Raw genomic sequence first — 14,119 nt, forward strand, 5'->3', positions numbered from 1 at the left:
AATCTATTCAGAATCAAGAGAGATGTTAATGTTATTGGATACGTTTGGAGAATTGTTCTTTAAATGATCATAGAACCATCCGCCAATAAGTTCAAAATGAGATACTAATTGTGACCGTTGCCACCAGGAATCTTGCTCTACAGGAGTAAACACTTTTAATGAAATAACCAGAACGGCGACCACCAGAATGCCTCGCAAAGCCCCAAATGCCATGCCCATCATTCGATCCATGCCGCTTAAACCGGCCCGCTCAACGAACTGACTCAACAGGTAATTAACAAGACCAGACATGGTGAGAGTAAGAAAAAATAAGCCGCCCCAGGCTATGCCTAAACGTAGGCTCGGGGTAGAGATGTGATCGGCCAATAAGCTTGCCAGCTCTAGGTAGAACCACTTGGCAACAAAAAACGCAAGAACCCAGCCCGCTAGTGAAAAAGCCTCCCGGATGAATCCTCTGACTAAACTGATGAGGGTAGAAATTAAGATTAAGATTAAAATAGCCCAGTCAAACCATACCATCTAATTCGAGAACCTTTCTTCGTATTCAGCAGGCGGCATTTTAACAGAGCATTAGGCTCAAGCCTAGCAATCATCAAAGCAGTGTCGGATTAATGTTTCGTGGGATCCCAGGCAATAACAATTGGGTTCAACTGAGTGATAGTGCGTACTTTATCCATCCTTTGTTCAGCTTGCTTTTTCTCAAGCCAGGGGCCGACATACACCCTATACAATACCTTACCGTTATCCAGTGTGGCTGGTCGGGCAAAGGCTTTCAGTTGATTTGCCTCCAACTTTTTTACCAATGCATTGGCGTTGTCATTAGAAGAAAAACTGCCAACCTGTACTAGCCAGGATGATTTAGTTAATGTTTTAGCCGGTTTACTGTCAGCTTTAGGCTTAGTTTTGTCGGTCTGTTGGGCAGCAGGTATTGTATTTGTTTGCTTAACTGGATCGGTGAGTACTTTATCAGTTTTGGTGGAACTCTTTGACGAACTATCGGTATCTATTGACTTATCAGCATTGCCAGGAGTCGACTTGGAGTGTTCTGATGTTAACTTCTCGGCGGTCGATGACTTATCAGAAGAAGGTTTGGTGATTTCTGCACCTGACGCGGTTTCATCGACTTCAGAATCTGATGAAGGCGTTGTCTCATTCACCGGTTGACTCTTTGGCAAATTTAACTGTTTCTTTAAGGTTTCCGGTTTTTTTGGTATCTGAGAACTGAATTCGCTCTGCTGCTTTTTTTGACCCAGGATCCCCGGCAAAAAGATAATCGCTAGAGCGACCAATACAATCGCACCTATCAATCGTTGCTTTATGGTTTGATCCATTGCCATCGTATATTAACCAACCGTTTTCTGTTGAAAGTATTCAACCATGTTAGCCACCACAAGAAAAGACCCAAAGCCAATAATGCCTACATTTTTTGGCAAATGAGAAATGGCATTGTCTATAGCCGCTTTTTCACTGTTAAAGATTTGACTATTCTGTTCATCACAAAAAGGCAGTTTTTGCTTTAACTCGGCCGATGACAACCCACGTGGCCCGGTTGTTGGCACCAATAGCCACTGTTTAATATGAGGTTGTAGCACAGAAAGTGCCAACAAAGCTTTTTTATCTTTCAACATGCCACATATGGCAACCCACTCGGTTATTTCTGGGTGTTGAGACAACTTACCAATTAAGTTTTCAATTGCCTGTGGGTTATGAGCAACATCGAGCCAGACGCTGGGCGAGTCGTATACTTTTTGCCAGCGCCCTTTTATATCCACATTTGAGAAAGCTCGTTTAAGCTCTTCTTCACTAAACGATAAATTGAACTGGTCAGCAGCCAAAACGGCACTGCGTAAGCTGTTAGGATGCAGTTTGCCAAGAAACGGCAACTCCATAGTTAACGAGTAGTCGGGAATAATCTCATCAATATTATCTGCTGCGTAACAGCTGTTTGTATCTGTATAAGGACTAATGAGTTGCTTTACTTGATTGTCCCCTGCGATCACCGGAGTATTGGCTCGAATCACACCAGCTTTTTCTGAAGCAATGGACTCTAAATCGTGGCCAAGCCAGTCCTCGTGATCGTAGTGGATGCTGGTAATAATTGAACACTGATTGTCTATTATATTGACCGCATCCAGACGACCACCCAAACCTATTTCGAGTAGTACGTAATCACAGGAGTGTTGTTTGATCAGGTAAAAAGCAGCAAGTGTTGTAAACTCAAAATAGGTCAGCCCAATATCCCCTTTACCCTTTTCAATAGCGGCAAAAGCTTCGCACCAGCACTCATCACTAAGTTCGGACTGTTTTATCCGCAATCGCTCATTAAAACGAAGAAGATGGGGGGAAGTATAAACAGCGGAAGACAAGCCCTTTTCTGCCAGTAAAGCTTCCAGTACTGCGATGGTTGAGCCTTTGCCATTGGTTCCAGCAACCGTAATGACTGGACTGGAAAATTGCAGTAAGTCGAGTTTTTCAGCAACAGCCTTCACACGATCGAGCCCTAACTCAATGTGTGAAGGATGCAGTGACTCAATATGTTCCAGCCACTGTGAGAGCTGTCGCAAAATCAGGACTCTTCAGAAACTTGACGCAATGGTTCTTTTTTGTGGGTTAATTTCGATAAAATTGAAGCGAGACGTGTTCGCAATTCTCGGCGATCAACAATCATATCTATCGCACCTTTTTCCAGTAAAAATTCACTGCGTTGAAAACCTTCGGGTAATTTTTCACGAACGGTCTGTTCAATAACTCGAGGGCCGGCAAAACCAATTAAAGCATTTGGCTCAGCAACATTAACATCACCAAGCATGGCTAAACTGGCAGATACACCACCCATGGTTGGATCGGTTAATACCGAAATAAAAGGAATACCCTTTTCGGACATTCTTGCCAAGGCAGCACTGGTTTTAGCCATTTGAAATAATGACAAGAGAGCTTCCTGCATCCGCGCTCCACCACTGGTAGAAAAGCATATAAATGGGCAGTTGTTTTCAATGGCATAATTTGCACCACGTACAAACTTTTCACCGACCACTGAGGCCATAGAGCCACCCATAAAACTGAATTCAAAAGCCGCACAAACCACTGGAATTTCTAATAAATCTCCAGCAATAACAATTAATGCGTCGTTTTCACCGGTTTGTTTTTGAGCCGCTGACATACGATCTTTGTATTTTTTTGAATCTTTAAACTTAAGTGCATCAATAGGCTTTAAATCATTTGCGATTTCTTGCTGGTTTTCCGGATCTAGAAACTTTTCTAACCGGCGCCTTGCAGTAATACGCATATGGTTGCCGCACTTTGGACAGACTTCAAGGTTTCTCTCGAGTTCTGAACGATAGAGTACGGCAGCGCATTTTGTGCATTTAGACCATACACCTTCTGGTATTGACTTTTTACGGCTATCGACCGAAGTGTTTCTTTTAGGAAGCAGTCTTTCTAACCAGCTCATATTTTCCTCTATCGAGTGTTGAATATTGGAGTTGCGGCGAATTTTACCACGCCTTAAGACAGATAGAAGCAGATTTTGTCATAATCTGGTCGTATCAGTCGAAGGGACCAAACGAAGAGTCTGGTGTGGGTAAATTTAATTGCCGGCTATAATTTGCTTGTAAAAAATACAAGCCCGATGGACTTGCCGTTGGCGACGCTTTTGTTCGATCCTTTTTCTCTAACAATTGCTTAACCCAATCAACACTGTGTATTCCACGACCAACATCGATCAAAGTTCCTGCGATGTTTCTCACCATATGGTGCAAGAAAGCATTCGCTGTAACATCAATTAAAACGAAATCGTTGCGCCGTATGACATTAATATGAAAAATATTTCTAAATGCTGTGGGAGACTGACAGCTTGCGGCTTGAAAACTGGAAAAATCCTGCTCTCCCACTAACGACTGTGCAGCAGTATGCATAGCCTTTTCATCCAGCGGATCACGGATCCAGGTCACCTGGCCCGTTAATACAGCCGGCCGTGGCCGACGATTTAAAATAATATAATGGTAACGCCGGGACTGTGCGGAAAACCTGGCATGGAAATTATCCGGCATGGGCCTAGCCCAGTTGATCGATATATCGTCTGGCAAGTGGGCATTGCCACCGAGTATCCAGGCTTTTTCTGGCCGCTTTGATTCTGTTTCAAAATGTATAACTTGCCCTAAGGCATGAACCCCGGTATCGGTACGGCCAGCGCAAAACACGGTAACTGGATGATTGGCAACTTTGGAAAGCGCCTGTTCTACGCAAGATTGAACAGACGGAGAGTGCAGTTGTTTTTGCCAACCGCAATAACGGGTACCAAGGTATTCAACACCGACGGCTACGATCATGGGTAAATATCTTGGTACCGCTGTTAGTGGAAGTTAAAGTTTTTCAAGCAGGCTGAGCGCCTCAGACTTATGCGCTTCACCACCCTCTTCAACAACTTCATTCAGGATTTCTTTAGCGCCTTCGGCATCACCCATATCAATATAGGCGCGTGCTAAATCAAGTTTAGTGGAAGCTTCATCAGTGCCATCCATTAACTCATCGTCCATTGAGTCGTCTTCATCAAGATTAAAGTCATCGCTGTCGAGATCCATATCAATATCATCGGATAAATCAATGGCATCATCGTCAGAGTCACTGTCCAAACTGAAAGAGTCATCGTCTGAACCAGCTTGTTTTGTTGTGTCGTCATCCATATCCAGAGAGAAGTCATCATCGGAAGCTGAGTCTTTTTCCGACTCAAGATCGAGTAGATCTTCATCTAACGAGAATGCGTCGTCAGAACCAGCATCAGCTTTGTCATCATCTGACGCCTGATCTTCAATATCAAAATCTAATTCGTCAGTATCAAAGCTCTCTTCTTCACCTGAAATAGAAGGTTGTTCATCGGTGTCATCAAGAGACACATCACTTTCTGTATCCAGATCGTCCAGCGAAAAGTCATCGTCAAAATCATCTTTAGATGAAGACGTATCACTATCACCAAAGATTTCTTCTGTTGATGGCAATTCAAACTCATCATCTACGGTCGATTCACCCGGCCAGGCTTGTGATTTGATTTCGCTAACTTGACGCGCTGAATCATTGTCAAAACTGTTATTAAACTCATTTTCTGTGGCTTCAAAACTGTCTTTATCTTTTGCTTCTGCAAAACATTCCAGCAATTTTACTTTTAAGTCTGTTCGTTCAGGATGACTATCAATGGCATCTTTGAGTAACTTTTCGGCCTGATCGTATTTTCCATAAGCGATGTAGATATCCGCTTCACCTAATGGATCCGCTTCGGCAGTGGACTCGTCACCTTCAAATACATCATCAGAATCGAAATCACTCAGTAGGTCATCACCATCTGGCATATCCATACTTTCTTCGGTATCAAAACTGGAGCCACCTGCTGAAACAACCAGATCGTCCTGATACTCTTCATCAGACATGCGCTGACGCATTTTCCAGAAAACAGCAAAAGCGCCCAATAAGACGACGATCAAAGCAATTCCACCGTAGAGATAAAGGGGATCGTCTAATATTGAGCTTGAACTTGGAGGTGTACTTAAACTTGATGGTGGCGTGGTTTTCTTAGTAGGAGAACTATCGGATGCTGTCTCCTGATCCGTCATTGCATCATTACTATCAGTATTGCTACTGTCTAAACCTGATTGTTCAGTACCCATGTCGCTTGAATCATCAGAAGACTGTTGTGTGTTGCCTGCTGCCATACCCTCGTCTTCAATAGAAGCATCATCGGTACCGGTGCTTTCATCATCAAGAGATTGTTGAGTGTCGCTATCGTCGGTGTTTTTAAATACAGAATCTTGATTCGCTAGCGCCGCACCTTCGGTAGATGAAATATCAAGCGCATTATCACCACTTTGCTCTATTTGACTTAAAGCGCTTTGCAGTTTTCGTCGCAGTTCTTCATTTTCGGCTTCAAGGGTTGCTGCTGCTTCTTTTGTTTCGGCTAGCTGGCTTTTAAGACGATTCACCTGTTGGCCATCTAAATTAGAACCGGTACCTGAAGCATCACCTGTTCCTGAATCTGGTGTTGCTAACTTTAAACGGTCACCACTGCGACGAGCTGATTGATTGCTTGCCTGTTGTCCTGAAGTATCGAGTACGGAATCTGAAGTATTATCCCCCCTTAAACGAGCAACCATATCTTTTAGTGCTGCACGATGTGGGGTTGATGCGATTTGACTTGCGTCAGGAATCTCTAAAACGGCACCTTTTTTTAAAAGGTTAATATTTTGATTCACAAAAGCGTCAGGGTTGGCACGAAACAAAGCAACCAATGTTTGATGAATGGTTGCATTTGAAGGTCTAACTTTACCGGCAATGCTCCACAAGGTTTCTGCATTACCGACAGGTCCGTATGAACTATCGCTAAAAACTGTTTCAGAAGTATTGCTTGGTTGACGTGTAACTGCGGGCTGGCGTGTTTGTTGAACCGTTTGGGGGGCAGTCTGCGCTTGGCGAGGTTTAGCAGTTTCAGCCTGAGTAACCGTTGATGAGGAACTGTTTGAGAACACAGGAGGATCAAGTAATACTGTATATTCTCGTAACATACGCCCTTTTGGCCAGTTTAACTCAACCAAAAAGTTAAGAAATGGCTCTTTGATAGGCTCTCTCGTTGAAAGTTCTATCACCAGCACTTCTTCACTGTGTTTAACAGTTTTGAAACGTATGTTTTTTAAGTAGCCAAAGTAATCGATGCCAGCTTTCTCAAACTCAGCCATACTGGCCAAAGAAGCAGCAACTTCAAATTCAGACATACCTTCCGGTGAAAATAGTTCAATTTCCGCCTTCAGGGGTTGGTTTAATCCAGATTTTAGTTTTATTTCACCCAACCCAAGCGCATGTACACCCAACGAAAATGCGACTAGGACAGAAACCAAAACCAGGCTAAGTTTGCGAAACATATAAAGTTCCCTTTAGTTACTGGCTCTCAATAGAAACCTGTTGATACGTTAACGAGTTAGAGTATTCTCTTAAGATTATTCTTTATAATATCGCAGTAACTATAGCAAATACATTGGATTTTTTGGAATAATTTTTTCCTCTGCCGCGCTTTTTTTGACTTAAGTCTCAAAAATATAGCGCCTCGCAATAACCGCAAGCAAAACGCGGCAAGAGTCAATAAAAACAAGCTGTTACGACAAATCATTCAAGGAGTTGCTTAAAAAACACCTGAAATAAGTTATATTTCAATAGGTTACAAGTATTTCTCAACTAACAGCTCGGCAATTTGTACACTATTCAACGCTGCACCCTTGCGCACATTATCCGAAACAACCCATAAATTTAAGCCGTTAGCATGGCTGATATCATTTCGAATACGGCTAACCCAGACAGTGTCTTTTCCTGCACCTTGAAGCGCCGGCATGGCGTACTCACTGTTTTCAGGGTTATCCAGTACGGTTATGCCCGAAGATTCACTAAGTAGCTTTCGAGCATCCGCTGAAGCTATTGGTTGAGACGTTTCTATATGGACTGCTTCTGAATGGCCATAAAACACCGGTACTCTAACGGCAGTGGGATTAACTTTTATGGTCTTATCCGACATGATCTTTTGCGTTTCCCAAACCATTTTCATCTCTTCACGGGTGTAACCATTATCCTGAAACGCATCAATTTGGGGTAGTACATTAAAGGCGATCTGCCAGGGATAGGTCTTTACCGTTACTTCTTTTCCGTTCATCAGCTCAGCGGTTTGTCGTGCCAACTCGTCAACCGCCTCTTTTCCTGAACCTGATACCGCCTGATAAGTTGCGACGTTAATTCGCTCTATCCCGACAGCGTCGTAAATGGGCTTCAATGCAACCAGCATCTGAATGGTTGAACAATTTGGGTTAGCGATGATGCCTTTAGTTTTATATTCGGCAACCGCTTGTGGATTCACCTCAGGGATAACCAAGGGAATGTCATCCTGATAGCGAAATTCTGAAGTGTTATCGATCACGATACATCCCGCTTCTGCTGCTTTTGGAGCAAATTCTTTGCTGATGGAACCGCCTGCTGAGAAGAGTCCGATATCTACTTTTGAAAAATCAAATTCTGCCAGGTTTTCTACCGTAATGTTTTTATTATTAAAACTTAACTGTTCACCGGATGAACGTTCACTGGCCAGGAGGTAAAGATTATTCACCGGAAAGTTACGCTGTTCGAGTATTTCACGCATAACCTGCCCTACGGCTCCGGTAGCGCCTACAATAGCGACATTAAATTTCTTTTGTGACACGAGTATTCCTCTATTTCTAATGGTCATAGTAAATATGCAGGCATTCTATCGAGCCCACTGAAAGAAAGGAAATAATAAAAATTAATGAATGGCGTTTGCAGACATCATATCGCGTAACAGTTCTGCTTCACCACGAGATATTTGGCAGCTGTCTATGACATCTTCTACCGATAAGCCTTTTTGCAACATTTTCGCCGCTTGTTCTATGGCCTTATCATTGGGCGTGGACTGTTGCAGATCCGCTTGTGATTGCTCAAGATGATTTAAATTCGTCGCTACTTCAAACAATTTTCGTCCAAGCCCAACACTGCCACTTAGCATGGCTTGTTGCTCTTCCGATAACCGGCTGACGGTTTGTTGCAACTTTCCGATGCTCGATTTTAACCCGGCAATATAAAACAGACACACCAGTTGAAACACAACAAGCGCTGCAATAATAATTTGTTGTAGGGTCCAGTCAAACACCATTAATGCTTGTCCAACAATATGGTTTGTTAGTAGTCAAGATAATCAAGATCTTTCCACTCTTCATCATCCAGTAATTTATTAAGATCCACCAAGATTAATAACTCACCATCTCTATGGGTGACACCCTGAATAAACTTGGCACTTTCTTCATTACCAACATTAGGTGCAATTTCAATTTCTGACGCACGAAGATAAACCACTTCGGCAACGGCATCCACCAAGATACCAATCACTTGCTGGTTTGCTTCAATAATCACTATGCGTGTCGAATCTTTAATATCAATGGGTGGCAAACCGAACCGTTGGCATGTGTCAATTACCGTTACAACATTACCTCGTAGATTTATGATACCAAGAACATAGTGCGGAGCACCGGGTACCGGGGCAATTTCGGTATATCTTAATACCTCTTGAACCTGCATAACGTTAACGCCATAAGTTTCACTGGCTAAACGGAAGGTTACCCATTGCAGAATTTCATCATCGCTTTGTGCAGATTTCTTTTTAAAGTCCCCGTTGCCCATATTTCTCCCGCCATACGAGTGTCAATTTATTGTCGTTTTCAGTCATACGCTATCAAATAAAGACCTATTGGATGATAAAGGCAAATATCATTCCAACTATTTAAGTCACCATGATTGAAAGCGCTATATGTATCAATAATAGACCTTTTTTAATAAAAGTAAGCTTTTCAACTGCTTTTTTGTGATTGCCCACGTTGATAGAGTAGATTTATTAAAGAGTCGACTTCCAGCAGAGCGCACATAAACTCAACCACCATTCCAGCAAACCATTCGTTTTTCGAATTTTTTTGTGACCATCGAATATCATCAAGACTCAAATGCTTGGCTTCCCTGACTTCTGTACACGCTAATGCCCAGCGCGTATCGTCAAGCAATATAGCGTACTTATAATCAAGTTGATTTTTTATAGCGGGATATTTTTCCGGCATAATAAATTGCGCTGTATCTACCAACATAATATTACCCTGCTCAGCAGGAATAAGACCTTTAAACCAGTCTGGTGTACCAAATATGGGGGTTATATCTTCCTCAGAATACACATGAATACCACCCAGTTTCGCCAGTGGTACAGCAAGTGGTAGTTTGCCAACCTCAAAAATTAATGTCTGGAAACTGTCACCTAGCATTTCTCTGGCACGAGTAACTTCACGTGTCACATCGTCACTGAATACATCTGCATCGGAAACTTGAGCTGTTTGAGCATGCTGCATTTCCTGCTTTGCAGTTAAATCTGTTTCAGGCTTTGATGGCTCAGTCTGTACGGCAGGCTCTGTTGCAATAAAATGTTTCTGTACTGTTTTGGTCGAAGGCTCACTAACGGATTGTTGCTTGGTTGTTTCTTGGGTCTGTATTAAAGGTTCTTGTTTAATTGGCGCTTGTTGTACGCCTGGCATACGCGATAGCAGATTTTGAACTTGTAATAATCGCTGATGATGTTCATCGGTCAGATCATCATAGTCTGTTTCAGCTTGTTGAGTTGCCGACAAAGTAATAATTTGTGGCGTTACCGTTTCCGCTTCCTTTACGGTTTCGTTGGGAGCAGTTTTGGTGCGCGTTGTGTGTATGTCTTTATTTTTAGAGATTGATTTAACTTGACTGTTGGGCTCATCTTCAGACTCTTCTTCCATTAGCATATTGCCAATAAAGTCTTCGAGTAACTCAACATCTTTTGATTTTTTGTGCGGAGGTTTCATGATAGTTACGCGACCTGCTCAGCCGATTCAGCTTGCTTTAATGTTTTTATCAGCTGACGGTATGCATAAACGCCACGGCAATCGGGGTATAAAAAGTTAGCGCACTGATGCGCCTTACTGGCATCGCGAAACTTGGTATCAATTGGAATAACTTTAGGCCATAAATGCATGCCAAACTCATCCCGCATATTGCGTAAAGTTGCTATGGAAGCTTTAGTCCGGCGATCGAACATTGTTGGTACCACCAGATACTGCATACTGTGCTTTTGTGCTTTGGTCACCATATTGATGGTTTGCATCATTCGCTCAAGCCCTTTAAGCGCCAGAAATTCTGTTTGTACAGGTATAATCAATTGTTCACAGGCTGCCATAGCATTAACCAACAAAATGCCCAGCACTGGAGGACAGTCGATTAACATGTAGTCATACTCGCCTTTGAATGCCTGTTTAAGTTTTTTAATCACCAAACCTTTACCGGGTTTCTGACTTATCTTTCTGTCCAGAGTAGCCAGAGCAATGGACGATGGCATCAACGAAATATTGGTATGTGCTGTGGGTAATATTAAATTGTTGGGCAGATCATTTGCATTAGTGAAATCACTATCAAACACATCAAATAATGAATGCTCTAATGCATCCGGATCATGATCAAAATAACTGGTCAGGGAAGCATGAGGATCACAGTCAAGCAAAAGCACACGGGCACCCTGCTCTGCTAACAAGCCAGCAAGCGTTGCCGTTGTGGTGGTTTTGCCAACCCCACCTTTCTGATTAGCGATGGTCCAGACTCTCAAATCTCGTCCTGTATCATTTTAACGTCGTATTTAGTAATCACTGGATGAATAAAACCAATATTATTGATTATTTTGTTCATCATCATTTTTATCATTGTTTTTTGTCTCATCTGGCAATTGTTTGCCGCGAATCAACAAGCCTCCACCAGGAAGCCTGACAATTTCATAGGTTGGCTCGGCATCCGCTTCTGATGATTGACCGGGTGTTTCTTGTACCGGACTTTGCCCAGCTGTTTGCTCTGGTGACTGTTCTCTAACTTGCTCAGAGGTTGTTGTCTCGCTCTCCTGATACAGATAACGAGATACAGCTATGGTCACACGCCGGTTTTTTGCTCGCCCTTCAGCCGTAGCGTTAGAAGCAATTGGTTGATATTCACCATGGGCTTCAACTTTTAATCGCTGAGACTTAATATTAAAAGACTGCAACAAACGTACCACTGCAACTGAGCGAGAGGCTGAAAGAGACCAGTTGGAGGAAAAACGAGAAGTATTAATGGGCACATTATCGGTATGACCGCGAACACTGATTAATTGATTATTCTGTCGTAAGGTATCCGATATGGTTTCAATGACTACTCTGGCATTAGACGCTAATGTGTCGCTTCCGCTTTCAAACAACAAAGCACTTCGTAGGTTTATTTCCAGCCAGCTCTCAGAAGATGAAATAGAAATTAAATCATTATCTATTAATGGCGCTAGTTGCTGTTGCAATTGCTGTTCAATTTGTTGAAACGCTTGCTGACTGGCAAAGTTATCTTCGTTAATGATATTTTCATTTATAACGTCTTCACTAAAACCGTTTTGGCTATCATCAGACTTCTCACTGTTCGGTTGAACCCGTGATATTTCGCCCTCTTGGATCGGCAATAAACTTTTCGGCGTTGCGTCGAATGCTGATAACAGAGATTCGGATAAAACTTTATATTTACCTTCATTTACTTGAGAAATTGAATACATCACCACAAAAAAAGCAAACAAAAGAGTAATGAAGTCGGCGTAAGAAACCAGCCAACGATCCACTTTTTCACTTTTCTCAACGGTTTGTTTTCTCAGCATAAGGTGTACCGAATGATATCTTTTATGTCACCTTGAGTGACGAAAGTGAAAACAATTGTGAAGTCCTAGCGGGGCACAAAGCTAAATAAACGACTTTCGATCACTTTTGGGTTTTCTCCTTCAGCGATCAGCGCGATACCTTCTATGATCATTTCTCGATATAAGCTTTGCGATAACACAATACTGGTTAATTTATTGGCTATGGGTAAAAACAATAAATTAGCGGAACCAACACCATAAATAGTGGCGACAAAAGCAGTAGCGATCCCACTGCCAAGTTGCGATGGATCCGATAAATTGCCCATAACCTGAATCAATCCCAATACCGCACCAACTATTCCCATTGTCGGCGCATAACCGCCGAGTGCTTCAAAAAATTTAACGGATTTTATTGATTCGCGCTCACCAACTTCTAAATCAACCAGTAATGTATCTCTGATTTTTTCTGGCTCACCACCATCAACCAATAAAGTTAACCCTTTTTGTTCAAAATGGTTTTTTTCCTGATCGATATAATCTTCCAAACCCAGTAATCCAGCTTTACGAGCTCGTAAACTCCAGTTTACTAATTTTTTAATACCGCGTTCCGGATCGACAATTGGTGAAATAAAACACCAACGGATCATTTTAAATGCCCGTATTAATACCTTTAAATTTGTCTGAATTAAGGCCGCACCAAAGGTTCCACCGATTACAATGACAAAAGCGGGAAAGTTTAACAGCGATTCTATGCTACCACCTTCAAGAATTTGGCCGCCAAAAATTGCCAGAAAAGCAAATAACAGACCGACAAACGTTAAGCTATCCATTGTTAAACCACTTGTAAAACTTGTGAAGCGAGATTATCTGCGGAAAATTCATTATCTGAAAAGCCCGCTTTTGCTACCGACATGGGCATCCCATACACTACACAACTGGCTTCATCTTGTGTCCATACTTTCGCACCGGATTGTTTTAATATACGAGCGCCTTCTCGTCCATCGGCGCCCATACCGGTCAATACAATTGCAAGCACTTGTCGACCAAACACTTTAGCGGCAGATCCATAGGTTAAATCAACACAAGGTGCGTATTGTAATCTTGCATCGGTATCTTTAATACGAATTTTGGGATGACCTGAAGTTCCTTCGATCAACATTTGTTTACCACCGGGTGCAATATAAACTTTGCCCGGTTTTAGCAAAACACCATTTTCAGCTTCCATGACATCTAATTTTGACAAACTATTCATACGTTGAGCAAAAGCCCCGGTAAAGGTTCCTGGCATATGTTGAGTAATGGTGATCGGTAATGAAAAGTTAGCCGGTAATGACGTAAGAAATTTTTGAATAGCCACAGGACCACCAGTTGAGGCGCCAATGGCTAATAATTTAAATTGACCACGTGAATTGCTGACAGGTGCTGACGGTTGCTGGACAGGGGTGGTTGCTGTTTTTGTTGCAACAACTTTTCCTTTTAAGCCAATTTCTTTCACTTTTTCACGAAGTAAATTGGCTAGCTGACCACTGCTTTGCGAAATCCCTTCGTAACTTTTCAACATAAAGTCAGCGGCACCGGCATCCAACGCATCTAACGTTAATTTAGCGCCTTCATAGGTCAATGACGATAGCATTAAAGCTTTGGTGGGTTGCAACTGCATGATTTGCTTTAATGCGGTAATGCCATCCATTACTGGCATTTCCACATCTAGAGTAATCACATCGGGTTTTAACTGCTGTACTTTTTGAATGGCTTCCTGACCGTTATTAGCAACCCCGATTACTTTAATTTGAGGATCAGAACTAAGTATTTGCGCGACACGTCGACAAAAAAAGTTTGAATCATCAACAACCAGAACTCTAATGGTCACACTTGGCTCCTGAC

14 protein-coding genes are annotated in these 14,119 nt (G+C 42.3%); all 14 read right to left on the reverse strand.

The window, feature by feature from the left end; all coding sequences use genetic code 11:
- Positions 1–3: 3 nt before the first annotated feature.
- Entirely contained in the window at positions 4–519 is a 516-nt protein-coding gene (locus C8D97_RS11450; protein ID WP_109763919.1) for a CvpA family protein, read from the reverse strand.
- An 89-nt stretch (positions 520–608) separates the two neighbouring features.
- Entirely contained in the window at positions 609–1,331 is a 723-nt protein-coding gene (locus C8D97_RS11455; protein ID WP_170115226.1) for an SPOR domain-containing protein, read from the reverse strand.
- A gap of 12 nt (positions 1,332–1,343) precedes the next feature.
- A complete protein-coding gene (locus C8D97_RS11460; RefSeq protein WP_170115227.1) occupies positions 1,344–2,564 on the reverse strand; it encodes a bifunctional folylpolyglutamate synthase/dihydrofolate synthase in 1,221 nt (406 codons plus the stop codon).
- Positions 2,565–2,566: 2 nt separating this feature from the next.
- Positions 2,567–3,451 (reverse strand): acetyl-CoA carboxylase, carboxyltransferase subunit beta, encoded by an 885-nt coding sequence (gene accD / locus C8D97_RS11465; RefSeq protein ID WP_109763922.1) that lies wholly within the window; start codon positions 3,449–3,451, stop codon positions 2,567–2,569.
- Positions 3,452–3,545: 94 nt separating this feature from the next.
- Entirely contained in the window at positions 3,546–4,328 is a 783-nt protein-coding gene (gene truA, locus C8D97_RS11470; protein WP_109763923.1) for a tRNA pseudouridine(38-40) synthase TruA, read from the reverse strand.
- A gap of 33 nt (positions 4,329–4,361) precedes the next feature.
- Complete coding sequence (locus tag C8D97_RS11475) at positions 4,362–6,902, reverse strand: motility hub landmark protein FimV (protein ID WP_109763924.1); 2,541 nt, start codon at positions 6,900–6,902, stop codon at positions 4,362–4,364.
- 293 nt (positions 6,903–7,195) lie between these two features.
- The gene (locus C8D97_RS11480) at positions 7,196–8,221 is read right to left on the reverse strand and encodes an aspartate-semialdehyde dehydrogenase (RefSeq protein WP_245411440.1); all 1,026 of its coding nucleotides are present in this window, start codon (positions 8,219–8,221) and stop codon (positions 7,196–7,198) included.
- Between the two features lie 81 nt (positions 8,222–8,302).
- Positions 8,303–8,689, reverse strand: coding sequence for a DUF2802 domain-containing protein (locus C8D97_RS11485; protein WP_109763926.1), 387 nt, complete (start codon positions 8,687–8,689; stop codon positions 8,303–8,305).
- Positions 8,690–8,715: 26 nt separating this feature from the next.
- Positions 8,716–9,213: a chemotaxis protein CheW gene (locus C8D97_RS11490; RefSeq protein WP_109763927.1), complete on the reverse strand. Its 498-nt coding sequence runs from the start codon at positions 9,211–9,213 to the stop codon at positions 8,716–8,718.
- A 167-nt stretch (positions 9,214–9,380) separates the two neighbouring features.
- Positions 9,381–10,406 (reverse strand): chemotaxis protein CheW, encoded by a 1,026-nt coding sequence (locus tag C8D97_RS11495; protein ID WP_109763928.1) that lies wholly within the window; start codon positions 10,404–10,406, stop codon positions 9,381–9,383.
- Positions 10,407–10,411: 5 nt separating this feature from the next.
- A complete protein-coding gene (locus C8D97_RS11500) occupies positions 10,412–11,200 on the reverse strand; it encodes a ParA family protein (RefSeq protein ID WP_109763929.1) in 789 nt (262 codons plus the stop codon).
- Between the two features lie 60 nt (positions 11,201–11,260).
- A complete protein-coding gene (locus tag C8D97_RS11505) occupies positions 11,261–12,256 on the reverse strand; it encodes an OmpA family protein (protein ID WP_109763930.1) in 996 nt (331 codons plus the stop codon).
- Between the two features lie 65 nt (positions 12,257–12,321).
- Positions 12,322–13,065 (reverse strand): flagellar motor protein, encoded by a 744-nt coding sequence (locus C8D97_RS11510; protein WP_109763931.1) that lies wholly within the window; start codon positions 13,063–13,065, stop codon positions 12,322–12,324.
- 2 nt (positions 13,066–13,067) lie between these two features.
- A complete protein-coding gene (locus tag C8D97_RS11515) occupies positions 13,068–14,105 on the reverse strand; it encodes a protein-glutamate methylesterase/protein-glutamine glutaminase (protein ID WP_109763932.1) in 1,038 nt (345 codons plus the stop codon).
- Between the last annotated feature and the right edge of the window lie 14 nt (positions 14,106–14,119).

It is taken from the genome of Pleionea mediterranea, from assembly GCF_003148745.1.
Taxonomy (GTDB): Bacteria; Pseudomonadota; Gammaproteobacteria; order Enterobacterales; family Kangiellaceae; genus Pleionea; species Pleionea mediterranea.